Source organism: Gammaproteobacteria bacterium, from assembly GCA_033344735.1.
Lineage (GTDB): Bacteria > Pseudomonadota > Gammaproteobacteria > UBA4575 > UBA4575 > UBA1858.
Map to the genome: position 1 here is coordinate 188,642 of JAWPMW010000001.1, position 25,613 is coordinate 214,254.

Sequence of the window (25,613 nt, forward strand, 5' to 3'; positions counted from 1 at the left end):
TAAATACACTTCTTGGGAAGTATAATGCTCTTATGTATACGATATGTCTAATTATAAAACCTGTACACATGGCCATATATCTGTATTTGTACAGGTAAATATATATAAATACCTGTACAAATAAAATTGATTGTCTTGGCTTATAAGTATTCTTGCATGAGGCAAAAGACGATTATGCTGACAACAATTTTAAACGAGTTAATTAGCACATCATCTTTTAGACAGATAGTTGGCATTAGAATGGAATCAGTCCTGAATGTTGATCAAGGTGTATCAACGCAAGCCATATGAAAATATGTTGAGAAGTTTAGAAAGTTGAATTAAACAAATAATGTACCTCAAGCAGCACAAACATTTAATCAATTATGTAAACGTTAGAATACTGCGATGAATATATTTGTTCTTGATACAAACATAAATAAATGTGCAAAATACCATTGTGACCAGCATGTGATAAAAATGATTTTAGAAAGCGTACAAATTATGTGTACCGCTTTAAACAAGAAGGGATTTACTACTCCATATAAGTCTACACATGTGAAACATCCTTGCGTGCTTTGGGTGGAAGAATCTTATGATAACTTTCTTTGGCTTTCTAAATTAGCAGTCTCGTTAAATGAAGAATATAAATTTCGATATAAGAAAACAAAAAATCACAGTTCAATTGAAGTGCTGAATAAAATTAAGCTAAATAAATTTGAATCAATAGGATTAACTGAATTTGCACAAGCAATGCCTGAGCAATTCAAAGTTCAAGGTGATGCAGTCAGCGCTTATCGAAATTTTTATTTAGGTGAAAAAATGAAATTTGCAAAATGGACTCGCAGAAAGCCTCCATTTTGGGTAAAAGATATTCATAACTGACCGCACTTGAGTTTACAGAGGAAAAAATCTAAGAAATTTAGAGAGAATTTCCTTAGAATTGGACTTAAAATTTTAGTAAGGAATAGAATGAAAATTGGAATTATTAGTGGAAGCCATCGCAGTCCTTCTCAGAGTGAAAAAGTAGCAAATTACATGAGTGGGTGCCTGATTGATGAAGGGGTGAAAACCTGGGTTTATCCATTGGCCAAGAACCCTTTACCATTGTGGGATCAATCTATCTGGGAAGGAGAAAAAGCATGGTCAGAACGTTTGCAGCCTGTTAAAAATGAACTGAGTGAGTGTGATGGTTTTATCATTATATCGCCTGAATGGCATGGCCAGGTACCATCAGGATTAAAAAACTTTTTCCTTTTTTTTGGTCATGCAGAATTTGGGCATAAACCAGCTTTACTTGTCTCAGTTTCATCAGGTGATGGCGGCGCATATCCGATTGCTGAATTACGTATGAGCAGCTATAAGAATAACCGGATTTGTTATCTTCCAGAGCACTTGATTTTACGTAAAGTCGAAAAAATCTTAAATGAGGATCCTAATGATAATGATGAAAGTTTGGATTCATATTATCGTGAGCGCATAAATTGGACATTGGGAATATTGAAAGGTTATACCACTGCATTGAAGCCTATGCGTGATACCACGCAAATTTTTCATGATAAATTCGGTTATGGTATGTAAGGTTAATGTAAATGAGTGTGCATAGTAAATTCATAAATTTATAATCTTAGGATTGATCTTAAGAGGAAAATAGAACTCCCCAAAGCGTGAATAATTTACGTGCTATATATGCTGCTAAATAATTCAGACAATGTAATAGTAGTTACTTTTTGTTTTTAAGCCTTTCCTGAATGTCTGCTATTGAGTCGAAAGACGATACGCAATTATGAATATCAGAGAAGCAAGCAATACTGATTTCGATCTTATATGGCCGATCTTCCAGGAGGTCGTTACTGTAGGTGATACCTATGCTTATTCGCCGGATTTAACTAAAGAACAGGCATTTCATTTGTGGATGGAAATCCCACGTAAAACATTCGTTATTGAGCATGAAAATAAAGTTCTAGGTACATATTACATAAAAACAAACCATGCTGGTCCGGGAGATCATGTTTGTAATTGTGGGTATATGGTTTCCTCGAAAGCAAGAGGAAAAGGTTTAGCTACTAGCATGTGTGAACATTCTCAAAAGATAGCGCGTGAGCTAGGGTATAAGGCAATGCAGTTTAATTTTGTTGCTTCGACTAACAAGGGTGCTATTAGACTTTGGGGTAAATTAGGGTATCAAACTGTTGGTCGCCTACCAAAAGCATTTAATCATCCAGGCGAGGGATATGTAGATGCTTTGATTATGTTCAAGTGGCTAGAATGACTGTATTTGAATCGATACTAGGCATTATGATTTAAGCAATATTTAGAATATGAGAACATTCTTTCATATATTTTTTGGTTTAATAATAGGATTAATCACTGCGTGGTTTTTAACGCTAATATTTTTATATGCCGTTCCATTTATATTTAGTGGTTTAGGGCAAGATTCGATGTCGCAAGGGATAATGGGGACACTGTTATTAGTTTTTACAGCGCCGTTGCTTGGCGTGCTTGGTGGTCTAATTGGTTACAGAAAATCAAAAAATATTAGTCCTAAGCGCTAAGTCTGAATGAACAAATGACTAAAAGCTTAAATGATTTCTTTTAGGCCATAAGCAATCATTAAAAGAGTACTCAAATACCCCTATGATTTCTAATCGTCGTCATCGTCTACACGTTAATATCTGTGAGATGTTTTTCCCATTAATCTATCTCTCTATCAGGTACTAATATCACTTTGTGAGACAGGTCAATATTTTCATGTTGGTGCGAGTGTTAGGCTTGCTCAATCAAGGTATTTTCCGGTTGTTTGGCTGTATGTCATGAATAAGGCCGTTTATCTTCTATCTTTGAAGAGTATTTAGAAAACACCTATCTTTTAGAGTACACCTTAATTGAGTTTGTTTAACCAGCCATGCTAGACGTATTTATCACAGTGGATGTAGAGATTTGGTGCGATGGTTGGAAAAATATCGACCAGAAATTTCCCAGGGCATTTGATTCATACATCTATGGACCAACACCAAGTGGCGATTGTGGCTTGCCGTTAAAACTCAAAATTTTACAAGAACATGGAATTAGGGCGACATTTTTTGTAGAGCCTCTATTTGCAACTAGATTTGGCCTCGAGCCTCTTCAGGAAATTGTCAGTTTGATCAAAGAATATGATCAGGATATACAGTTGCATCTTCATACGGAGTGGGTTGATGAAGCAAATAAACCTCTCTTTCCAGAAAATACAAACAAGCGTCAACATATTAAATATTATTCGCTTGAGGAACAGTGCAAGCTGATAGAAACAGGGGTGAATTTATTAAAGCAGTGTGGTTGTGAAGACGTTAAAGCATTTAGAGCAGGTAGCTTTGGGGCAAATATGGATACACTTGAGGCACTAAGGCGCAATGATATATTTATTGATTCCAGCTATAACTATACTTTTCTCAATAAGAACTGCGACATTGAATACCCAACACCTTTATATCAGCCAGCTTTGATAAATGGTGTCTATGAGTATCCGCTTAGCTATTTCCATGATAGCAATAGTGCTCGTCATGCCCAGTTGGGTGCATGCACAAGCCGTGAGTTGATACATTGCATGCAGCAAGCCGAAACTCTGGGATGGGATTCATTCGTTATACTTTCACATAACTTTGAATTGATGAACACTAAAAAATCTGGTCCTGATAATACTGTCATTAATAGATTTCGTAGAGTGTGCGAATTTCTGGATCAACATAGAGATGAGTTTATAAGCTGCACTTTTAGTGAATTAGCCCCCGCTGTTGGTGATCAAAGTATACAACCGCCAATAAAATCTAAATGGCTTGATTCCAAAGTTCGTATGTTTGAGCAAATTATGAGGAGATTGCATTGATTGTTCCTTGGCATAACATTGACTATCCATTAGGCTTTTATTTGGGTGACAAGCGTCTTTTTTCTAAGAAATTTGCGCTTTGTGGCTGTGAAGTTGGACTTGTTCAGGGTATTAACTCCGCAGAGGTTATTGCCAGTAAACCTGAGTTAGAGAGTGGGCAAGATGGCTATATGATGCGAGGCCTACCTGTAGAGGAAGTGCCAGACAAATTGACTGACGAGGGTAATTTTATTTGTTATACCCCTAATGTATACAAACGTTATTATGCTGAATTAAATACTGACTATGATACTTATCTAAAAAGTTTTTCATCAAAAACTCGCTCTACGATCCGACGAAAAGTGAAAAAGTTTTTGCAAAGCTCTAATGGCGACGTTGAATTTAAATGCTATAAAACAGCAACTGAGGTTAATGAATTTTTTAGTATCGCAGCAGCGCTTTCAAGTAAGACCTATCAGGAAAATTTGTTGGGAGTGGGTTTGCCGACATCTGAAGAGTACAAGCAGGAAATGCTTGAGCAGGCAGATAAAAATAAAATCCGTGCATATTTACTGTTTCATGATAACAAAGCGGTGGCTTATTTATTTCTAACTTCTCGCGGTGACAGTTTGATATACGATTATTTAGGTTACGATCCGGAGTATATGAAGTGGTCTGTCGGTACAGTATTAAACTGGCTGGCCTTTGAAGAATTGTTTAAAGAGCAGACTTTCTCCATGCTTGACTTTACAGAAGGCGAAAGTCAGCAAAAATCAACTTTCAGCACAGCTAGTCTGACTTGTGCGAATACTTTTTATATTAGAAAAAATTTAGTAAATCGATGCTTTTTATTCGCTCATTTGGGGATAGATGAAATATCAAAATACTTGGGTGACCTGCTTGATAAGCTGGGTGTAAAGGCAAAAATACGTAAATGGCTGCGCCATGGAATGACCAGCCGCGCTTAAGTGGTTTTTGACTGCATTTTATGAGCCCATCAAAAACTTCGTCCTTAAAACATAACTTTAGTGGCAAATAGCCAGAAAATGGCACTATAGTCGTTTAAATAAGCCTTTTTAAACTATAAGGTTTTCCTATTGTCTTTAAACTAGACTACTGTCATTTATTGTCGTGACAGTATTAAATCTTATTCAATATAAAAGCAGGTTGTTTGAGTCATGTTTATTATTAAAGGGCTATTAGATAGAGTGCTATTTGCACTAGGGGTATTGTTGTTTATGCAGGCACCTCATTTTGTTGATCAATATTCTCAACGTTTAGGTGGGTATTATCAGGCGCAACTAAATCACCTTGAGCAATATCAGAAAATTGCACAAACTCAACATCAGGGAAACTTAGATTTGTTAATTCAGGAGTTTGCATCCAGTGATAAAACATCTGTACGCGCTACTGGACGTAACATCAGTATTGTTCGAGAGCAAACCAAAACAGTTAAAAGTGATCTCGACGTGCTTGAGTACAAACCATTCGTGTTCAAGGTGATGCATTTGTTTATGAGTATGCGATATGAAATAGCTCAGCAGACATTTGTAAATTATAAGCCAGGTGTCCCGTTTTCCATTGAAGCTTTCGTATGTGCATTACTTGGTGGAGTATTGATGAGTAGTTTGTTTAATTCTTTTTTGTTTGTTCCAAGACTATTCAAGCGTAAGCCAAATAAAATATCACGTCCAGTTGAAAAGCGAATTGAGCCAAAAGTTAACCGTGTTGCTAGAGCAAGCTAGTTGATCTGTTGTAAAGATAGATAATGAATGCTACTACTTCGCAACAGTTATATGATACTAGTGGCATTACTAGTTATGGAATAAAGGTTTTATGGCTTTTATTCACACTGTTTATATTTTATGGCGCATTAATTCCTTTTGAATTTGTATTTGATAATGATTTGATCGCAAGAAAAATTCGCAATTTCAATTGGGTGCCTTTCATTGATCCTGATGGATCTAGACATTCTGTTCCTGATATTGTGCAGAATGTATTATTCTTTATTCCCTTTGGATTTTTAGGTGTGTTGTCTTTCTCGAGGAATAAGTTTTTTGCAATCTTTTTAGTATCATTTTTTGGTTTCGTAATCAGCTTGAATATAGAGATACTTCAACTGTTAACAAGTAGTCGTGTTACTTCTGTAACCGACTTGGTGTGCAATACAGCGGGAGGCGCGATTGGTGCGGTGGCGGCATTTATTGTGTTTGGAATTTTTTGCTTGCTATTGAAGTCCGCATCATTTCGGCGAACGTTTAATAATAAATTTTATTACCTATTCATATTTAGCTTTTTAGTCATTGCTGCCAGCACATTGCAACCATTTGATTTCACTCTTGATGTGGGTGCGGTTTGGGATAATGTGAAAGGAGTAATGGAAAATCCAGGGCAGCTGACAACCAATTTCACTGATGAATTTGTTGTTGGATTTCGTTTTTTCTTATTTGCTGCGATTACTGCACTTTGGTTACGAAGTATTAATAATGTGCTGTGGCCAATTGGAGGGATATTGCTCAGTGCAAGTATAGGTGTTTTCTTTGAGCTGGCACAATTTATTGTATCTTCCCGTTCGCCTTCAATACAGGATTTGCTTGTAGTGATGATTGGATGTATTTCAGGTGGTGTATTTGCTCTAGTGGTACCTAAGCAACTGCCAAGAATAATTTGGATTGTACCCGTAATTGTGATTTCGTTAATCACGGCTGCGGTACAAATACTGGCTCCATTCGAAATGCGCCTAGCCCATATGAGTATGGGAATGGTGCCGTTTTTGCCATACTACGAATCTTCAACTTTTAGCGCCATTGCCAATTTTTTAGAGGGCATGATGATTTATATTCCGCTTGGATTTGTCATGCAATACGCGATTTCACGGCGCCGTAGTGCGTTTATATTGATTGTTATAGTCGTCGGAGTTATTGCTTATGGGTTAGAATATGCGCAAGGTTGGATTGAAGGCAGATACCCTGATATTACTGATGTCTTAGGGGCGGTGATTGGTGCTACTATTGCTGGGTCGCTTTGTTTGCGCTGGTCGCGTGTATTTGAAAGTGGTGCAGAAGTGATAAGTGAAAATAAACAAGAGCCACAAGAAGAAAAACAGGTTATTTATACATAAAATACCACTCATCCCTAATATGTCTGTTTCTGTCCAGTGTGCTTAGAATTGATGATAACTACTTCACATAATGGTTACATGGTTTAACGCTAGTGATTTGGATAAAAGAATTGATATGAATCGTTTTCGTAATCTGGTTTCAGCAACAATTTTGCTTGGCGCTCTATGTGTAGGAAGTGCTCATGCCCTAGTGGTGGATTTTGAAGAGTTTAACAATGTTGGATTGATTAATAGATTTGTGGATGCAAACATAGATTATGATCTAATCAATTCACCAACGCATATATTAGAAGGCCGATCATTCGGAGCAACAGGTGGCATAACATTTTCTGGTGGTGTGCTGCTGCAAGACCCTTTAGATAGCACTGCAATGATCATTAATGGTGATGGCGGGTCTATTTATTACGGTACTGCTTTTTCACCTTCTACGTCTATTCCGACTTCAAATTACGTAAATACCCTAACTATCAATATCACTTCAGATGAAAATATAAATGACATATCTGGTTCATTAGTACATGGATTGAATACTAATTTAGATGCTCCAGGCATACTTATCGATTATGTTGTGAACTACTATTCGGATAGTTTCATGGCGCCTTTATTTTCTCAAAACTTGTTAGATGTGCCATTCATTGATGGCGCTGGTGTTGTCTCGTTTGGCCTGAATACAAACAGTTTGGCTGGAAGCTTGATGGGTGAGCTCATAAATAGAGTTGAGATTACTACTTCGGGTTATGATTTTACTAGTAATGATAATGATGTTTTAGAGTGGGATTTTTTACTTGGTTCAGTGAACTTTGATAATGCAGCAAGCCCGGTTCCAGTACCAGCAGCATTGCCATTATTTATTAGCGCTCTTTTGGGCGGGTTTGTAGTCGCCCGACCAAAAAAGAAGTCAGGCGATCACAAGTTAAGTTAAGATTAGTAACGACCTAAAGCTACTTTTGTTTGATTTTGGTTTCGCCAGATCCCGATTCACCCAAGTTATCTTTCCAGCTAAGTGAGATGGTGTCTCCAGCAGCACCACCTTTAATTTTGAAAGATATGTAAGGGTTCTTAGAAACCCCTGTGCCCCAGTTGGCGTTAAGTACAGGTGTCTCATTGTGAGAAACTAACAACTCTTGAATATATTCAGCCGGAACTAATTCACCTGATTCTTTATCTTTACGCGCACCAGTTTCCATTGGGTGAGTCATCAGTGCTTTTACTGTAGTCACTCCATCTTTCAGTGTGGCTCTAACTTTTACTTTCTTATCCATAAGTATTCCTCTTGATTATGCGCAGCCGCCTGCTGTGACTTTGACAGATTGTTTTGCAATGAATTTGCCGCTAGTTGTTTCAACGATAGCAACGACATTGGATGTTTCACGCATTTTTACACGCGTTGAAATTGTTGCTTCTATGTTTTCATTTATGAAGAATGTTGCAATGTAAGGTCGAGGGTTTTTCTCAACTAATACACTAATAGATTTAACATTATCCAGGTCAGTTGAAATTGTAATTGGGACTGTTGCTCCATTGCTGGCAATTTCTGGTGCTTCAATTTTGACTTTGCCTTCCTCGGGTTCAACTCCATCTATCACGGCCGCATATGAATCTTCATAAGCTGTGGTATCAAATGCTGCTGCAGGCCATTCAGCAAACACCATTTTGGTAAAGCTTGAGATAGAGCCAATGAGGGCGCCTAATGAGCCTACTTTTAATGCATGTCGTCTAGTTATATTCATAATCTTCCATAAGTTAAGTGTGGTCTATTGCTTGCGAATTTTGACGTATTCTATACGGATAGGTCGCATATTGTTAAGCAGATATTATTTATGTTTGTTTTGAAACTCTCTTAATCGTTGCTTTTTAGCTTGGATTCGTGCCTTGCTATGTGCATCAATACCTGTTTGACGCTCAGCAATGAGTAAATGTTCCATCGCTGTACTAAATCTTGCGTGCATAAGGTCATAATTTGATAATGCTTCATGGCTTCGCCATGGTAGGCCGGCACCATCAGCCGCACGTGCTCTAAGACGCTCTATTGCGGGATTTCCAGTAATATCCTTACTAAGAGTGTCGAGTTTATCAAGCGCCTTCTTAGGGTTTTTGTCCTCTAGTAAGGCCGTAGCCATATAATAAATCACTGCTTCATTTTGTGGATATAAATCGTCCAAATCTTGTAATATTTCTAGCGCTTTGTCTATTTGACGATCAATAATAAATGCTTGGGCACGAGCAATAGCAATAGGGAATCGTTCATTGTTGTTTGGAGTAATTTTATCCAAGGCGCGTAAGGCTTGTTTGCCCCTCCCAAGACGGTTTAAGGCAATTGAGAGAATGTAGTAGGTTAAATTATTAGGTTCTTCTTCAAGCAGTTTTTGGTATCGACTTACTAGAGTATTTGGTTCGCTTGAGATGCCAATGGCGCGTGCTTTAGCGTATTGATAATGAACAGTGTTTTCATTGTAGCGTCTTCCTTTAAATTGCTCTGCGCGTATTTTTGAGTCACTAATTCGTGAGGTGGTTAAAGGGTGGCTACGCAAAAACTCAGGAATTCTGCTTTGGTTGATTTTTGAGTGTGAATTTAAACGCTCAAAAAATCGAGGCATCCCGAATGGGTCAAGGTTAGCATTGATTAAAAGTGACATACCAATACGATCAGCTTCTTGCTCGAAAGCTCGACTATAAGATAAGGAGGCATCTTGAAATGCTCCCAGAGTAGCTGTTCCAGCAGCTTGTCCCGCTTCGCCACCATATATAGTAGCTAGTACTGTGCCAAGTAAAGCAATGGTATTCAGCACGCTTAATTTTTGCTGTCGTGAAAAGCGGCGTGCAATATGACGTTGTGAAACGTGTGAAATCTCGTGTGCAACTACACTGGCGAGTTCCGATTCAGATTGGCTTAGTAATAACAAACCGCTATTAATTGCCACAATACCACCAGGCATGGCAAATGCATTGATGCGTGGATCAAATACAAGCCGAAAATAAAATGGGAAATCAGAATTTAGGCCGCCCGATATTAAGCGTGTTCCTAAAGATTGTAGATAGTTGCGTAACTCGGGATCTTCAGAGACGGGTAGACGCTGATTCACTTGAGCAACTAAAATTTTACCTAATTCAATTTCTTGATTGATACTTAGAATGGCGCTGGCCGGGTCACCAATATCAGGCAGAATAATGCCGTAGTCATCATCATTATTAGCAAAAGATAAGTTACTTGTTACGAATATTGCTATTGATAATAAGTAAACTAATACTCGATAGTTAGTAGAGGTCAAAGCATCTCTCTTTAGATAATAGTCCGGATTAACAATCACAAGACCGGTTTGTGAGAACAATTATGGCATTTTGCCTGTGGGTTTTAATCTAAGACAACTAGCTTGGGGCTAAATTCATAATATCAAGCGCTACTCGAATTGTATGGATGTGACCCGGTTCATTCTAGTGTAATCACCAACTTGACTATGGAAATGGCCTTAATCATAATATCACCGTCTTCTAATATAGGCTTTACTACGTATTCTGTAGTTCCCTTATTAGAGCGTTCATCCGCTATACTGGCTGAACGACTTTATATTATGTAATAACGTTCTATTACTTTATTTTACAGCTTAGATTATAACGGAGGTTCTGTTAATGGCAGATTTTGATCAAGAATTAGATGCATGTGGGTTGAATTGTCCTTTACCAATTTTACGTGCAAAGAAATCACTATCGAGTTTAGAAAGCGGGCAAGTGCTACGCATCATTGCAACTGACCCTGGGTCAGTGAAGGATTTCGAAGCGTTTGCCAAGCAAACCGGCAATGAGTTACTTGAATCTAGCGAAGATGGTGGAAAATTCCATTTCTTGGTTAAGAAGAAGTAACTGGCATTTTTTGATTTATTTAATAGCAAGCTGAGTTGTCCGAACAAATGTTTGCGGATACTCTGATTTAGCGACCTAATCGGTTGTTAAGCCCTGCAGAGCGTGTATTATTGCACGCTTTGTTTGGTTTAGAGCACGACGAGTAGTGCTCGTATGTGATGAAAATAGATGCGCCATATAATCTCAATTTTATTGGAAAATGAAGCAGGGGCTCTATCTAGAGTATCTGGTTTGTTTTCTGCGCGTGCTTATAATATTGCGTCACTGACAGTAGCGCCGACAGATGATCCCACCATTTCCAGAATTACAGTGGTGGCACATGGTGAAGATGCCATTGTGCAGCAAATTATTAAACAGCTAAATAAGCTTGTCGATGTTATTAAATTGATTGATCTGACTGAGAATGAACACTTCGAACGTGAGATTATGCTAATAAAAATTCAGCCCAAAGGGGCGCAATTAGACCAGCTTAGTGTTGCGATACATGAACTTGCCGCGCGCAAGTTAGAAGAACACGAAAACATTATTACTTTGGAAATTACCAATATAGGGTTAAAGCTCAACGAAGCGATTGAGAGGTTGAAGCCCTATAATGTCATTGAAGTCGTGCGTTCCGGCGCCGTTGGTATTGGCAGTGGTGATTCTCTACTAAGAATTTAATATATATACACGATAAGAATAGTCTAGCTAGGAGTTATGCATGAACGTTTATTACGATAAAGACGCTGATCTTTCACTCATCCAAGGTAAGAAAGTAGCAATACTTGGTTATGGATCACAAGGGCACGCACACGCAAACAATTTAAAAGAATCGGGTGTATCTGTTGTCGTAGGATTGCGTCCTAATTCGCAATCAGAAGCGAAAGCAAAATCTGCCGGCTTAGAAGTTATGTCTATCGAAGATGCAGTAGCTAATTCAGATGTGATTATGATTTTAGCGCCAGACGAGCATCAAGCGGTTCTTTACAAAGATCAAATTGCTCCAAACATTAGGAAAGGTGCAACCATTGCATTTGCGCATGGCTTTAATGTTCATTTCGAGCAGATTGAGCCAAGAGAAGATTTAGATGTCATTATGATTGCTCCTAAAGGGCCAGGACACCTCGTGCGTTCAACTTATAAAGAAGGCGGCGGCGTTCCTACATTAATTGCAGTATTCCAAGATGCTTCTGGATCAGCACAAAAGACAGCAATGTCTTACGCATCTGCGAATGGTGGAGGTCGTGCAGGCATTATTGAAACTACCTTCCGTGAAGAAACTGAAACAGATTTATTTGGCGAGCAGGCAGTTTTATGCGGCGGTGCAACAGCACTAGTGCAAGCAGGTTTTGAAACATTAACTGAAGCAGGGTATGCCCCAGAAATGGCCTACTTTGAATGTTTGCATGAGCTTAAGTTGATTGTTGATTTAATGTATCAGGGCGGTATCGCAAATATGCGTTACTCAATATCAAATACAGCAGAGTATGGTGATTTAACTCGTGGTCCGCGAGTTGTCACTGATGAAACTAAAGCAGAAATGAAGAAAATCTTAAGTGAGATTCAGTCTGGGAAGTTTGCGCGTGAATTCATTTTAGAAAACCAAGCAGGCGCTGCAACACTTAAAGCTATGCGTCGTCAAGGTCGTGAGCATCCGATTGAAGAAGTGGGTGACAAGTTACGTAGTATGATGCCTTGGATTAAAGAAAATCAGTTGGTTGATAAGTCAAAAAACTAATTAGTTTTAATTTCTATTTATAACTTTAGTGGGTAACCACATACTGCGATATGTTGCCCATCGCTAAAGAGTTACAAAGTGTTTTTATATTCGGCACGCTGATAGTAATCGGTGTGCAATTTATTGCCGGTCCATACGCTATCTTGTTATGGGTACCTTGGTTGATTTTTTTCTTCTTTATCCGTGATTTTCATCGTGATATCCCTCCTATACCTTTGGCGATTATTAGCCCTGTGGATGGTGTTGTTACTGCTATTAAAGAAGTGCAAAATCCTTTTATTGATCAATCTAGCTTTTGTTACACCATTGAGCAATCACACTGGGGCGAATTTAATATGCATAGTCCTATTGAAGGGAAAGTTGAACAGCTTTGGGTGAGAGAGCCCAGCCATAATAAAAAAGCATTAGTATTTTGGGTGCGAACTGATGAGCTGGATGACGTGGTGACTCATGTACTATTAGAGTCAACACTTCAACATGCCAGTACCGCCTTGCATCCTGGCGAGCGCGTTGGTCAGGGGCGTCGTTGTGGATTTGTGGCAGTAGGGTGTAAAGTGAATATATATTTACCAAAAAATGTAAAGCAAATTGCTGCTCCAGGAGATAGAGTAACTGCTGGGAAGAACATACTAAGTCAATTTATTCATTAACTAAAAAGATGACAGAATCTACTAAATCCAGAAAAGGTATATATCTGCTTCCGAACCTGCTAACTACAGGTGCGCTATTTGCAGGTTTTTATGCGATTGTGTCTGCCAATTTAGATAGATTTGAACAAGCAGCAGTCGCAGTATTTATTGCCATGGTATTGGATGGTCTGGATGGACGTGTTGCTCGTTTGACCAATACTGAGAGTAGCTTTGGAAAGGAATATGATAGTCTTTCAGATATGGTGTCATTTGGTTTGGCGCCTGCGTTAGTGATGTTTGAATGGTCACTTCAACATGTAGTTTATGAAGGCTGGTTATTACAAAAACTTGGATGGTTGGCTGCTTTCTTTTTTACTGCCTCAGCTGCACTTCGTTTAGCGCGGTTTAATTCGCGCTCATCTGATCAAGATAAGCGATATTTTCAGGGGTTACCAAGTCCGGCTGCTGCGGGTGTTATGCTGGGATTTGTTTGGGCATGTCATGATCTAAAGTATACCGGTGCGGATTTATGGTTTTTCGCGTTTGGTCTGACCTTGTTGTCCGGTGGCTTAATGGTGAGTAATTTTAGCTACTATAGTTTTAAAGAATTCGATGTGCGCAATAAAATTCCATTTATGGCATTACTGGCCATCGTTGGAGTATTTATTCTGGCTTCGATTGACCCTCCTAAACTAATGTTTGCAGTATTTTTGGTGTATGCCCTTTCGGGGCCGGTGACAAATATTGTGCGTTCATTGCGAAAACGCTCTCGTTTGGCAAATAATCGTGAAAAGGTTACCAAATAAGCATTGCAAATCAAGAATTGACTCAGCTATAGTAACAAGTATGCAAAAGCATCAACATACAATTCAGTTCCAACATCATGTAGGCAATGATTTGCCAGCATGCGCGTCTTTTTTTGCATTACTCCTCCTGCCGCGCTAGCGGCTAAAGATCCCTGGCGAGGGTAAACGTATCCCAACATCAAATTTTTTTTATTTACCTTATAATCGTGTTCATACACGGGCCATCAGGTATGGTGGCTGACTAAATGTCGGAGTAACAAAATGGGCAGCAACGAAAAATTAATTATTTTTGATACGACCTTGCGGGATGGTGAGCAAAGTCCTGGTGCATCAATGACTCAGGATGAGAAGTTACATATTGCAAAGTCACTAGAACGAATGAAGGTTGATATCATTGAGGCAGGGTTCCCAATTGCCAGCCCAGGTGATTTTGAATCCGTTAAAGCTGTTGCAGCAGCAGTTACAGGTAGTACTGTGTGTGGTTTAGCGCGAGCTCTGGATGCCGATATTGATCGAGCGGGCGAAGCATTAAAACCAGCAAGTTCTAGTCGTATTCATACTTTCATAGCAACATCTCCAATTCATATGGAACGAAAGCTTCGTATGAAGCCTGATGAAGTTGTAGCGCAAGCGATAGCAGCGGTTAAGCGTGCAGGTAAGTATACTAATGACATTGAGTTTTCTCCTGAAGATGCTGGCCGTTCAGAATTGGATTTCTTGTGCCGTATTATTGAAAAAGTCATTGATGCTGGAGCAAGAACAATAAATATTCCGGACACTGTAGGTTATAACATCCCTCATCAGTTTGGTGAGTTAGTTGGGAACTTAATCAATAAAATTCCTAATTCAGATAAAGCCGTGTTTTCAGTGCATTGTCATAATGATTTAGGCTTAGCAGTTTCAAATTCACTTTCTGCGGTATTGAATGGTGCTCGCCAAGTGGAATGCACGATTAACGGATTAGGTGAACGTGCAGGAAATGCTTCTTTAGAAGAAATAGTCATGACAGTGCGTACCCGTCAAGATGTCTTCCCATGTGATACTAGTTTGGATACAACTCAGATTGTTTCTACCTCTCGTTTGGTTTCTACAGTCACAGGTTTCCCTGTGCAACCTAATAAAGCAATTGTAGGAGCAAATGCGTTTGCACACGAATCGGGAATTCATCAGGATGGTGTGCTAAAAGCGCGTGAAACTTATGAAATTATGCGTGCCGAAGATGTCGGTTGGACAGAGAATCGTATGGTATTGGGTAAACATTCTGGGCGTAATGCATTTCGTTCTCGTTTGAAAGAATTGGGAATGGATTTTGAATCAGATGAAGATTTAAATCGAGCCTTTACTGCATTTAAAGAACTTGCTGATAAAAAGCATGAGATCTTTGATGAAGATTTGTTTGCTTTGGTGGCAGATGATGACACTCATTTAGAAGAGAAGTTTAAATTAGTAACTTTGCGTGTATGTTCAGATACAAACAAGGTGCCTGATGCCGATCTTACATTATTAATTGATGGTGAAGAGAAATCGTCAAATGCAGGTGGAGGTGGGCCAGTCGACGCTGCTTTTAAAGCTATAGAAATACTTGCAAAAAGTAATACAAAATTACAGCTTTATTCGGTAAGTAGTATTACAAGAGGCACAGATGCTCAAGGCGAGGTAACAGTGCGTCTTGATAAAGATGGCAGAATAGTGAATGGCCATGGTGCAGATACGGACATAGTAATTGCTTCAGTTAAAGCGTATTTAAATGCATTAAATAAAATCCATTTCACAATCGAGCGAGAACACCCACAGCATAGCCAAGTGTAATGAAAGATCGCATGTCATTAGATGAATCCACGCGTAAAGCTTACCTAAATGCATTGGGGATACAGCAATGGCGCACGCGTGATTCACATTATGATGATATTGAAGAGATAACACAGGTAGAGTCTGCATCTAAATCTGTTGTGAAGATTGCTGTAGAAAAGCAAGCAGAACCTGGAGATGTAATTCAGTCTGCAATGAAAGTCGATGTAGAAAAAATTTCTAAAATGGACTTGTCGACATTAGAACTGCATGTAAGAGGATGTGATACATGCGACTTGCATAAAACTCGCAAACAAACAGTTTTCGGTGTTGGGCATCACAAAGCAGATTGGTTGATTATTGGTGAAGCACCAGGTGCGGATGAGGATAAGCAAGGCGAACCATTTGTGGGGAGAGCAGGGCAATTGTTAACGCAAATGTTACGTGCTATAGGTCTGGCTAGGGAGGAAGTGTTTATTGCCAATATTCTAAAATGTCGCCCTCCTAATAACCGTGATCCTAAATCTGAAGAAGTGAACGCATGTAGTGCTTACTTAAATAGACAAATTGAATTACTGGAGCCAAAAATTATATTGGCATTAGGTAGAATTGCGGCGCAATCAATACTGCAAAGTAATGTGCCAATAGGTAAAATGCGCGGTAAGCTATATCACTATGAAAAAAATAATATTCCCACAGTAGTAACTTATCATCCAGCATACTTGTTACGTAGTCCTAAAGAAAAGCGTAAAGTATGGGAAGATTTAAAGTTTGCACGCAAGCAGATTATTACCTAGTAAATCAAAGTAGATATGAGTGCCGTTCTAGATTCAACTGACCCTATTTATCGTTTTATGGATTTAAATGATTTGTCACATGTAATGGAAATTGAGCGGGTTGCATATCAGTATCCTTGGAGTTTGGCGATTTTCCAGGACTGTATCAAGGCGGGGTATCATTGTTGGATAGCAGAAATAGAAGGTGAAATTATCGGTTATGCCGTTTTTATTAATGCCGTACAAGAATGTCATTTGCTGAATTTATGTATTAATCCGACTCTTCAGGGAAGAGGCTTGGGACGTAAATTGTTAGCCAACGTCTTAAGTAACGCTAAAGACTATAATGCTACTTGTGTATTTCTGGAAGTGAGACCATCAAATAAATATGCAGTTGATCTATACGAATCTGAAGGGTTTAACGAAGTCGGTATTCGTAAGAAATATTACCCTTCTGGTAATGGAAGAGAAGATGCTGTGATTTATGCAAAAGAGCTATAAAAATTTACAGCGCATTTATATTTTCTGACTTTTACGTAATTAATTCATGAGTGATCATTTAGCCCAGACCAAGCGTCGAAGGACGTTTGCAATAATCTCGCACCCTGATGCTGGTAAAACAACCATTACTGAAAAACTATTGTTATTTGGTGGTGCTATTCAGCAAGCAGGTACTGTAAAAGGCAGAAAAGCTGCGCGTCATGCAACTTCAGACTGGATGGCGCTTGAACAGCAGCGTGGAATATCGGTCACCAGTTCGGTGATGCAGTTTATTTATAATGATTGTGTAGTCAACCTGTTAGATACACCAGGACACGAAGATTTTTCTGAAGATACTTACCGAACATTAACTGCGGTAGATTCTGCGTTGATGGTGATTGATTGTGCAAAAGGCGTCGAGGGTAGAACCATTAAGCTAATGGAGGTATGCCGTTTACGTGATACACCTATTGTTACTTTCATTAATAAGCTTGATCGTGAAGGACGTGAACCAATTGAATTAATTGACGAAGTTGAGTCAGTATTAAAAATCAATTGCGCTCCCATCACTTGGCCAATTGGTATGGGGAAGTCATTAAAAGGTGTATATCACTTATTGAATAATTCAGTGCATTTATATGGCGCCACTCATGGAGGGAAAAAATTAGATGGTGAGGTAATAGAAGGGTTAGATAATCCGCGTCTTGATGAAATTTTGGGAGATACTGCAGATGACTTTCGTGAAGAAATTGAATTAGTTGTAGGTGCAAGCCATGAATATGACCACGAAGAATTTTTGGCCGGTAGGTTAACTCCAGTATTTTTCGGCTCAGCGATTAACAACTTTGGTGTGCAAGAACTATTAGATAAGTTTGTCGAAGTTGCGCCCGCACCGCAACCTCGAGAAAGTCTTGATCGTGTGGTTCAGGCAAATGAGGAAGCTTTCTCAGGCTTTGTTTTTAAAATTCAAGCGAATATGGATCCAAATCACCGTGATCGAATTGCTTTCATGCGAATTTGCTCGGGTAGCTTTGAGAAAGGTATAAAATTGCGACATGTTCGTTTACAGCGTGAAGTTAAAATTCCTGATGCGTTAACTTTCTTTTCTTCAGAACGTGGTCATGTAGAGCGAGCTTATCCAGGTGATATAATTGGATTGCATAATCATGGCACGATTCGTATTGGTGATACTTTCTCGCAAAAAGAAGAACTCGTGTTTACTGGTATTCCAAATTTTGCGCCTGAGTTATTTAGACGTACACAATTAAAAGATCCTCTAAAAACAAAAGCATTGCTCAAAGGTTTGATGCAATTGTGTGAAGAAGGTGCAACACAATTATTTCGCCCTCTAGTCGGCAATGATCTAATTCTTGGTGCGGTGGGAATATTGCAATTCGATGTAGTTAAGCATCGTTTAAAAGATGAATACAATGTTGATTGCCAATTTGAAGCAGTGAACGTACATACTGCTCGTTGGTTGCATTCTGACGACCCACAAGAGCTTGATAAAATTAAAGAAAAGTCTTCATCAGGTGTGGCGCTAGATCATGCGGGAGAGCTAGTCTATATGGCGTCTTCTCGTGTTAATTTAGAGATGGCGATGGAAAAGTGGTCAAGTATCGAGTTCAGAAATACTCGAGAGCAGGTATATAATTAGTCAAGACGTCATGCCCACGACAGTGGGCATCCATCTAATGGCTTGCTGAACTCGTTAGTGCAGTTCCTTGCTAGATTGTTGCAGGATTTCCATTTTAATGAAAATGACGATGAGATTAAAAATTATTTTTTCAATAGATCTCTAATTTCTGTAAGAAGCTTTTCTTCAGCACTAGGCTCTGGCGGTGTTTCTGGTGCTTCCTCTTCTTTCTTCTTCAGGCTATTCATAAATTTAATTGCCATGAAAATAGCGAAAGCAATAATTACGAAATCAAATACTGTTTGAAGGAATGCTCCATATTTAATGGTAACAGCTTCAACACCTTCACTGGCCTCTTGAATTGTCACAGCCAAATTAGTGAAGTCAACTCCGCCTACCATGACTCCGATTGGAGGCATGATTACATCAGAAACAAAAGATGAAACAATCTTTCCAAACGCAGCTCCTATAATGATACCGACCGCCATGTCGACAACATTGCCGCGCATAGCAAAATCTTTAAACTCTGACATCATACCCATAGTTCTCTACTCCTAGTTTTGAATTATTATTATTTTTTTGAACTCACCAATTCACTGTTTTTACTCAGGGAAATTTGATCACAGCCGGTATGTTAATTAGATATAATGATTATGTATATAGTGTATTTTACTTAGATGATATGGACATTACCTATACTTTTTGTAGGTGATTATAAATTGGATTTTAAATGAACAGTAGGTCAATTATGAGCGAATTAACCCCCTCAACCTGGCAAGTATTTAAAAGTGTTTTAGCAAGTTTTTTTGGTGTTCAGAAAGAAGAGACACGCCAGAGAGACTTCACCTACGGAAAACCAGGTCAGTTTATAGTTATCGGCTTGATCATTACGGCGTTATTTATTGCAGCGGTATTTGTTGCAGTAAAAGTTGCTTTGCATTTAACGCTAACCGGCTAAGTGTTAATTAGCCCAGTGTGATTTTCTACACAAGCCTTGGTAGTCGCAGACACGGCAGACTTTATTATCCCCGTTAGCGGGTAAAGGCGCTTGATTTCTTAATCGTTTAATTAGGCTTTCTATTCTTGGTAAATGCTCAGACTTTAATTCTTCAAGTTCATCATCACTGACCAATGCACTTGGCTTGACTTCACCTTGAGTGCCTAAGGTTATATATTCAGCTTGAGTGATTTTCTTATCAAGTAACGCATAAAATGGTAACTGCACTGTTTCGCCATTGAGGACATTCTTCTTTGAGGGTTTGCTACTACCAGTCTTGTAGTCAATGACTGCATAATTATTTGTGTCGGAGTCAATGCGGTCCACATGTCCATGTAAAATCACATCATTATCTAATTTCACTTCTAGTGATGCTTCTCCGCGCAATGTTTTCCATTGTTGTCCTCGTTCAATTGCCCAATCAATATAGAAAGGGACATTGGACAGCCATCTTTGTAACCAGCCTTCTTTTACTGTAGTGGGGAATGGAGCACGCATAAATAATTCGCTGCTTATTGAGGATAATTGAGTAATTAAATTTGAGCGATTATCGTTATTGAAGGTTATACCAGTTTTATGTTTTTCACCAAAATGAAATTCATGCAAACTTTGATGGACGAGTTGGCCAAAGTTAGAGGCTTCAAATTCATCTGTACTTTCTTGCTTGCTTAAAGCTAAAACATACTTTGCAAAGTATTGGTATGGGCAGTCAATAAGTGATTGATATTGAGTGGCAGATATCTTGCTGGGAACTAAAGGGCTTGTAGCAAATGGTGCAGGTACTAGGGCTCCTAAATTAGTAAATTGGTTAGTATCGCGCTTAGACTTTTGGCGTAACTGAAGGAGCTGATCAAGCTGAGTGTTCCTTAATGACGATGAATAAGCTTGTTTGCTAAATAATTCAATTAATTTAACCCAGGAACATATTTCTTGAGGTTCACCGTGATTTTCTGTTTCAGCGCTTAATAACAAATGTTCACATTGTTGGAGTAATTGTCTAAAGCGAACGAAATTAATCGAAGTTGTTTCATGTGTAGTTGGTAAATGTAGTTCGTGACGTACTTTTTCATTAAAAAAAGTGCGCTTAGTATTGGCGCTGATTAAACGTGTTTCTTCAACACCGGCGATAACTGCCGCTTTAAAATTGAAATCATCAATATGTTCAAAACCACATAATGTGATGCGGCTATCAGTATCTTCGGGAATGAAATAATTGTGTTCGAATAAATCGCGTAGCCACTGACGCCACTCTTTCCAGTTAATTTTTATGCTATTGTTTCTGGCGCTGTTAATATTAGTTTCTAAAGTATCTAGCAATTGTAAGCCCGCAGCATCATTATGTAGGCAATCTTTAATGCCCATCACGTCTAGCGCAGTCAATAAGCTGATAGAGAGATTGTATAATTCATATTCACCTAGGTTTTTGTAACCGAATAATTCATCACTTGCTTGTTTGGCTAATTCGCAGATTTTAGTGATGTCGGTACTGTCATCTTGCGTAGATTCAGAATGTATTGTGATTAATGAAATAAATGTATCTATATTGTCTTTAGGTGTATTGCGATGCTTCCTTAATAGTTTTCTTGTTTGAAAGACTTGATGTTGGTAATGCTCATTTTCATTGTAGTTGAATGGTAAGAAAGGAGAGCTAAGTAAATCTAGCAACGAATCTTTTTTGAAGTTATGCTCAACTGCATCAAGGAAAATCTCAATCGACGTAGCGGCGCTAGTAGTGGATAGAGTCCAGCCGCCTAAGTCAGTGGGTTTAATGCCTTCTTCTTCTAGCACTGCACGGATGCGGCGAGCAAGTAAGCGGTCACCAGCGATTATACCTATTGGCCTGATGTCTTCTAGTAACCACATCTTTACTTGCAAACATACTGCATTCACATGGCGTTCAATTGAATTGCAGCTATATACACTTAGCCAATTTTTAAATATATTCTCATGATATATGTGTTTGAAGTTTTGTATACGTTTATAAGTGTGACTATTTTTATTATAAACAATATCTAATGCTTGTTCGCGTTGATCGCTTGCATTGGCATTGTTGCTCGTTTCACTGATTAAATGAAGATGAGGATGGTGGTGTGTGCCAAATTGATTGGCAGAAACTTTGGCTGAATACAGCGCTAAACGATGCTGCTTATTTATGTGATGAAAAAATAAAACTTCTGCTGCTGCAAAGCGATGTTTGCCTACCATATAAAAATATTCATTGTTATTAGCGCTAGCATAGTTGATCAATGTTTCGCAGTAATGTGTGACAGGATCTGTCCACTGGCGTGCCTGTATTTGCTCTTGGTAGGCTTGCCATAAACGATAAACAATTTCACTTTCTCTAGAGATGTTTTCAATGTTAGCAACAGGAAACTGATAACTTTTTAATAATGCTTCACGTAAAGAGGTTTCGCCATCACTTAAAGGAATTTGTGCAAGCGTACATTCATTGAAAAGGCTGACTAATTCTTTTGCCAGTGGCCAGGCATTATTAGTTTGAAATAGGCCCGGGCTATGGCGAATGGCTTCAACTAATAACAGTTCTTTATTAGTCTCACTAATCAGCGGCTTATCAGGTGGGTTTTGTTGGGTCGCCCAATCCTGCAGGGTAATAATGGTAGGTAATAACAGACTGTTTATATTAGCCGCTTTTGCTGCTGCCAATAATTTCAGTCTCATGGTATGAATCACGCTACGCGAATCACACCAAATAGTGTATTGGCTTAAATCAGAAGGGTTGGGTTTTTCTAAAGTGATTAAATCCCTGGCTAGTGCATCTAATGGATTAGTTGCATAGTCTACAAAAACAAAGGGTAGCGCAGAATTATCGTCACTAACGCTCACAATGTTGAGCTATCGATCAAGGTACTGCCGTTTTTCTTTGACATCTTCCCATTCGCCGGCATCCTCTGGCGGGTCTTTGCGTATGGTGAGTACTGGCCACTGAGCAGATAATTCTTCATTGATTTCTAAGAAGTCTTTTTGATCCTCAGGTAAATCATCCTCAGAGAGGATCGCATCTACCGGGCACTCTGGCTCACACATGGCACAGTCAATACATTCTTCAGGGTCAATCACCAAGAAATTAGGGCCTTCGTGGAAGCAATCTACTGGACAGACTTCAACACAGTCTGTGTATTTACATTTTATGCAAGATTCTGTTACTACAAATGTCATTTTGGCTCCGTATAGTCCATTAAAACCGTAGTTACGTGTAAATTGCTAGCGAATTCAACGTGTCGCCAACCTATATTGGTTACACTTAGCAAGCCAGATCACGCTCATACATCAACTGGTCGACAATTATATATAAATATCGGATTCGGGAGGAAATTTTGACAACTGTTTTGGTAACCGGTGGGGCAGGTTTTATCGGCTCACATACAGTAGACCTGCTTTTGGCACAAAATTTCTCAGTACGTGTGCTGGATAACTTCTCCAATGGGTCAAGAAATAACCTGCCTGAACATCATCCGCAGTTAGAAATTATTGAGGGAGATATTACTAATTCTTCAGATGTGAATGAGGCCATGCAAGGTGCGGATAAGTGTGTCCATCTTGCTGCTCAAGTTTCGGTAGTTAGCTCTGTGGAAGATGCAAGTTTTTCAGCTCAGCAGAATATCCTCGGTTTCGTCAATATTATTGAAGCAATCCGAAAAAATCACGTATCACGCCTGGTTTATGCCTCTTCCGCAGCCGCATATGGTAATCCAGTTGAATTACCTTTACGTGAAGATTCGTTGTTAGTGCCAGAGTCACCCTATGGTTTAGAAAAGAAAGTCAACGAGCAGTATGCTGAATTATTTTTGAATCTGCATAACATGTCGGCTTGTGGTATGCGTTACTTTAATGTCTATGGTCCACGACAAGATCCAAAATCACCATACGCAGGCGTGATTGCGCTATTCGTAGAGCGTATTAAAAACAAACAAGCACTCACTATCTTTGGTGATGGGCTGCAAACACGTGACTTTGTATTTGTGCATGATGTTGCAAGTATCAACGTTGCCGCATTAAAAAGTGACTTCAATGGTGCATGTAATGTTGGTACTGGTAAAACAGTCACGCTACTTCAATTAATAGAGGTGCTCGAAGAATTGTGTGGTTGGCAAGTTGAAAAGAATTTCGGAGACCCTAGAGAAGGCGATATCGTTCATTCTTCTGCTATTGTCGAGCGTATGAATAATTATTTAGGTTTTACCGCACAAGTGAATTTGCATATGGGGCTGCAGTCGCTTTTAGATGAATAGTAATTGCAAGAATCTAGTAAACATATAAGGATGTGTGCAATTTTTACTCTTTAACTTGCAAGGTAAATAATTTTACTGGTGCAATGCTAAATTCAATATAAAATAAGTTAACGAAATAGTTAAATCATTATAATGAAGGTTGAAAGGTGAGTCGCCGTATTTATCGTATGGAAATTCTCTAGATCATTTAATGACGAGCTAAGAGCAGTTGAGCGACTCTTTAGTTAATAAATATAAAATTAAATAGGTTGATTTAATAATGGAAACAAAAAAGCTGGTCGGATCAATAAAATCAATTTGGCAATACCCTGTTAAATCTATGAATGGTGTTAAATTAGACAAGGCCGACTTCAGCACTGGCGGAATTCTTGGTGATCGTGCTTATGCTTTACTTGATCAGTCGAATAATAAAGTTGCGAGTGCTAAATTTCCAAAAAAGTGGAGTAAATTACTTGAATTAAGTGCGACCTTTGTAACGCAACCCAATCAAAGTGCTCACCACGCACCTGTCCGTATCACGTCTACAAATGGGCTTGATATATTAAGCACTGATGATAATGCGGATAAGTTGCTCTCTGATTATGTTGGTCGACCAGTTAAATTAACCTCATCACGCCCAAAATCAGTAAGTTTAGAGCGCCTTGATCCGCTCGAGTCTAATGAGACTATATTGGACATTGGCGACCTAATGTTGAAGAATAAATTTTCCGATTATGCTGATTTGCATTTACTAACTACAGCCAGTCTTAAGCAATTATCAAGTATTTCAGCAGATATTAATTTTGATGAACGAAGATTTCGTCCAAATATAGTTATTGAGACTGATTCAAGTATTACAGGGTTCGCAGAAAATGAATGGGTTGGGAAAACTATAGTTATTGGCGAAAGTGTTCGTTTAAATATTACAGATCCAACTCCTCGGTGTTCAATACCAACATTGAGTAATGGTGTGTTTCCAAAAGACCCTGAAGTTCTAAAAACAATAGTCGATCACAATATGCTTGAAGTCCCCTTGCTTGATAACAATGTACTGCCTTGCACTGGCATCTATGGATTTTTAACCGATAGTGGAGTTGTTTCTATCAATGATAGCGTCTGGATTGAGTAATTCCTGAATGTTTTCTTTTAAGCGAATAGCAGTCATTTTCTAATTTATGATAGGTGGCGTACATCGACGCCGCTATTTTTATGTAACTTTTTTGCGCTTAATAGACGTGCTGACAGAGGTCTGCATAATGAATGCGCTTTTTTTTCGACTCTTTTTTTATTAAATGAGCGCTTAGATAAGTGTTCATCAATACACGAGATATAAAGTTGACATATCTTAATTTCTTTTTGATAATTTTTTGTTTGTCTTGATAGCATTGCAGCATGCTCAAAACAAATAGGTGATGGCATGATTTTCCAGCGCCTACTTTTTTTTATTTCCTTGCGACACTGTTTTAATGCTTTATTAAATGCGACTCTGTTAGCGCTTAAATGTTTTTCTGTATTGCTGGGAGAGTGTGATTTTTTGTTATAGATCCAGGTTATAGAACACTTGCCATGTCTAAATGAATTTTTGAATATACTTTTTAAGCCTTCCATTCCTGATTTATCACCAATTTATTGCTAACTTGAAAGTATTATTGATACATGACTACTTGGAGTCTTGATTAAGATAAAAGGGTTTAAAAAGTCTATAAAACAACAAAATATAGAGAATATGAGTTAGCGAAGAAGTGCATTTTTA

General features: G+C 38.6%; 28 protein-coding genes. 21 read left to right on the plus strand and 7 right to left on the minus strand.

Annotation, left to right across the window (positions count from 1 at the left end; translation table 11 throughout):
• Positions 1-387: 387 nt before the first annotated feature.
• The 9 genes from R8G33_01000 to R8G33_01040 all read left to right on the plus strand — a co-directional run bounded on the left by R8G33_01000 (position 388) and on the right by R8G33_01040 (position 7,866).
• Positions 388-864: a pyrimidine dimer DNA glycosylase/endonuclease V gene (locus R8G33_01000; GenBank protein ID MDW3094228.1), complete on the plus strand. Its 477-nt coding sequence runs from the start codon at positions 388-390 to the stop codon at positions 862-864.
• 87 nt (positions 865-951) lie between these two features.
• Positions 952-1,560: an NAD(P)H-dependent oxidoreductase gene (locus tag R8G33_01005; protein ID MDW3094229.1), complete on the plus strand. Its 609-nt coding sequence runs from the start codon at positions 952-954 to the stop codon at positions 1,558-1,560.
• 205 nt (positions 1,561-1,765) lie between these two features.
• Complete coding sequence (locus R8G33_01010; GenBank protein MDW3094230.1) at positions 1,766-2,251, plus strand: N-acetyltransferase; 486 nt, start codon at positions 1,766-1,768, stop codon at positions 2,249-2,251.
• Positions 2,252-2,300: 49 nt separating this feature from the next.
• Positions 2,301-2,534: a hypothetical protein gene (locus R8G33_01015; GenBank protein ID MDW3094231.1), complete on the plus strand. Its 234-nt coding sequence runs from the start codon at positions 2,301-2,303 to the stop codon at positions 2,532-2,534.
• 350 nt (positions 2,535-2,884) lie between these two features.
• Positions 2,885-3,844 (plus strand): polysaccharide deacetylase, encoded by a 960-nt coding sequence (locus tag R8G33_01020; GenBank protein ID MDW3094232.1) that lies wholly within the window; start codon positions 2,885-2,887, stop codon positions 3,842-3,844.
• Entirely contained in the window at positions 3,841-4,791 is a 951-nt protein-coding gene (locus R8G33_01025) for a GNAT family N-acetyltransferase (protein MDW3094233.1), read from the plus strand. The genes R8G33_01020 and R8G33_01025 overlap by 4 nt, the downstream gene beginning before the upstream one ends.
• 210 nt (positions 4,792-5,001) lie before the next feature.
• Complete coding sequence (locus R8G33_01030) at positions 5,002-5,568, plus strand: DUF2937 family protein (protein ID MDW3094234.1); 567 nt, start codon at positions 5,002-5,004, stop codon at positions 5,566-5,568.
• 23 nt (positions 5,569-5,591) lie between these two features.
• On the plus strand, positions 5,592-6,944 hold the full coding sequence (locus R8G33_01035) for a VanZ family protein (GenBank protein ID MDW3094235.1): 1,353 nt from the start codon (positions 5,592-5,594) through the stop codon (positions 6,942-6,944).
• A gap of 70 nt (positions 6,945-7,014) precedes the next feature.
• The gene (locus tag R8G33_01040) at positions 7,015-7,866 is read left to right on the plus strand and encodes a hypothetical protein (GenBank protein MDW3094236.1); all 852 of its coding nucleotides are present in this window, start codon (positions 7,015-7,017) and stop codon (positions 7,864-7,866) included.
• Positions 7,867-7,885: 19 nt separating this feature from the next.
• On the opposite strand, the gene soxZ is transcribed toward R8G33_01040, so the two are convergent.
• The 3 genes from soxZ to R8G33_01055 form a co-directional block, all read right to left on the minus strand.
• Complete coding sequence (gene soxZ, locus R8G33_01045; protein MDW3094237.1) at positions 7,886-8,206, minus strand: thiosulfate oxidation carrier complex protein SoxZ; 321 nt, start codon at positions 8,204-8,206, stop codon at positions 7,886-7,888.
• 15 nt (positions 8,207-8,221) lie between these two features.
• Positions 8,222-8,674, minus strand: coding sequence for a thiosulfate oxidation carrier protein SoxY (gene soxY, locus R8G33_01050; protein ID MDW3094238.1), 453 nt, complete (start codon positions 8,672-8,674; stop codon positions 8,222-8,224).
• A gap of 84 nt (positions 8,675-8,758) precedes the next feature.
• Entirely contained in the window at positions 8,759-10,213 is a 1,455-nt protein-coding gene (locus tag R8G33_01055; GenBank protein ID MDW3094239.1) for a M48 family metalloprotease, read from the minus strand.
• A 358-nt stretch (positions 10,214-10,571) separates the two neighbouring features.
• Between R8G33_01055 and R8G33_01060 the strand changes: the two genes are divergently transcribed.
• The 9 genes from R8G33_01060 to R8G33_01100 all read left to right on the plus strand — a co-directional run bounded on the left by R8G33_01060 (position 10,572) and on the right by R8G33_01100 (position 18,655).
• On the plus strand, positions 10,572-10,802 hold the full coding sequence (locus R8G33_01060; protein MDW3094240.1) for a sulfurtransferase TusA family protein: 231 nt from the start codon (positions 10,572-10,574) through the stop codon (positions 10,800-10,802).
• Between the two features lie 168 nt (positions 10,803-10,970).
• Complete coding sequence (gene ilvN, locus R8G33_01065) at positions 10,971-11,462, plus strand: acetolactate synthase small subunit (protein MDW3094241.1); 492 nt, start codon at positions 10,971-10,973, stop codon at positions 11,460-11,462.
• Positions 11,463-11,502: 40 nt separating this feature from the next.
• Positions 11,503-12,519: a ketol-acid reductoisomerase gene (gene ilvC / locus R8G33_01070; GenBank protein MDW3094242.1), complete on the plus strand. Its 1,017-nt coding sequence runs from the start codon at positions 11,503-11,505 to the stop codon at positions 12,517-12,519.
• A 50-nt stretch (positions 12,520-12,569) separates the two neighbouring features.
• Entirely contained in the window at positions 12,570-13,169 is a 600-nt protein-coding gene (locus tag R8G33_01075; GenBank protein ID MDW3094243.1) for a phosphatidylserine decarboxylase, read from the plus strand.
• A gap of 8 nt (positions 13,170-13,177) precedes the next feature.
• Positions 13,178-13,954, plus strand: a complete 777-nt coding sequence (gene pssA, locus R8G33_01080) for a CDP-diacylglycerol--serine O-phosphatidyltransferase (protein MDW3094244.1) — start codon at positions 13,178-13,180, stop codon at positions 13,952-13,954.
• A 261-nt stretch (positions 13,955-14,215) separates the two neighbouring features.
• On the plus strand, positions 14,216-15,763 hold the full coding sequence (locus R8G33_01085; protein MDW3094245.1) for a 2-isopropylmalate synthase: 1,548 nt from the start codon (positions 14,216-14,218) through the stop codon (positions 15,761-15,763).
• Entirely contained in the window at positions 15,763-16,539 is a 777-nt protein-coding gene (locus R8G33_01090; GenBank protein MDW3094246.1) for a uracil-DNA glycosylase, read from the plus strand. Before R8G33_01085 ends, R8G33_01090 begins: the two co-directional genes overlap by 1 nt.
• 15 nt (positions 16,540-16,554) lie before the next feature.
• The gene (gene rimI, locus R8G33_01095; GenBank protein MDW3094247.1) at positions 16,555-17,019 is read left to right on the plus strand and encodes a ribosomal protein S18-alanine N-acetyltransferase; all 465 of its coding nucleotides are present in this window, start codon (positions 16,555-16,557) and stop codon (positions 17,017-17,019) included.
• 46 nt (positions 17,020-17,065) lie between these two features.
• Positions 17,066-18,655 carry a peptide chain release factor 3 gene (locus R8G33_01100; protein ID MDW3094248.1) on the plus strand — a complete coding sequence of 530 codons (1,590 nt, stop codon included), beginning with the start codon at positions 17,066-17,068 and terminating at the stop codon, positions 18,653-18,655.
• Between the two features lie 122 nt (positions 18,656-18,777).
• On the opposite strand, the gene mscL is transcribed toward R8G33_01100, so the two are convergent.
• A complete protein-coding gene (gene mscL / locus R8G33_01105) occupies positions 18,778-19,176 on the minus strand; it encodes a large-conductance mechanosensitive channel protein MscL (GenBank protein MDW3094249.1) in 399 nt (132 codons plus the stop codon).
• Positions 19,177-19,382: 206 nt separating this feature from the next.
• On the opposite strand from mscL, the gene R8G33_01110 reads away from it, so the two are divergent.
• Positions 19,383-19,592 (plus strand): DUF2970 domain-containing protein, encoded by a 210-nt coding sequence (locus R8G33_01110; GenBank protein ID MDW3094250.1) that lies wholly within the window; start codon positions 19,383-19,385, stop codon positions 19,590-19,592.
• A gap of 3 nt (positions 19,593-19,595) precedes the next feature.
• On the opposite strand, the gene R8G33_01115 is transcribed toward R8G33_01110, so the two are convergent.
• Together R8G33_01115 and R8G33_01120 are read right to left on the minus strand one after the other, a co-directional pair.
• On the minus strand, positions 19,596-22,475 hold the full coding sequence (locus tag R8G33_01115; GenBank protein MDW3094251.1) for a PD-(D/E)XK nuclease family protein: 2,880 nt from the start codon (positions 22,473-22,475) through the stop codon (positions 19,596-19,598).
• A gap of 9 nt (positions 22,476-22,484) precedes the next feature.
• Positions 22,485-22,808: a ferredoxin family protein gene (locus R8G33_01120; GenBank protein MDW3094252.1), complete on the minus strand. Its 324-nt coding sequence runs from the start codon at positions 22,806-22,808 to the stop codon at positions 22,485-22,487.
• Between the two features lie 158 nt (positions 22,809-22,966).
• Here R8G33_01120 and R8G33_01125 point away from each other — a divergent pair, with 158 nt between their 5' ends.
• Positions 22,967-23,881 carry an NAD-dependent epimerase/dehydratase family protein gene (locus tag R8G33_01125; GenBank protein MDW3094253.1) on the plus strand — a complete coding sequence of 305 codons (915 nt, stop codon included), beginning with the start codon at positions 22,967-22,969 and terminating at the stop codon, positions 23,879-23,881.
• Between the two features lie 259 nt (positions 23,882-24,140).
• Positions 24,141-24,989 (plus strand): MOSC domain-containing protein, encoded by an 849-nt coding sequence (locus R8G33_01130; GenBank protein ID MDW3094254.1) that lies wholly within the window; start codon positions 24,141-24,143, stop codon positions 24,987-24,989.
• 44 nt (positions 24,990-25,033) lie between these two features.
• Here the strand turns inward: R8G33_01130 and R8G33_01135 are convergent, their stop codons facing one another.
• A complete protein-coding gene (locus R8G33_01135) occupies positions 25,034-25,468 on the minus strand; it encodes a hypothetical protein (GenBank protein MDW3094255.1) in 435 nt (144 codons plus the stop codon).
• Between the last annotated feature and the right edge of the window lie 145 nt (positions 25,469-25,613).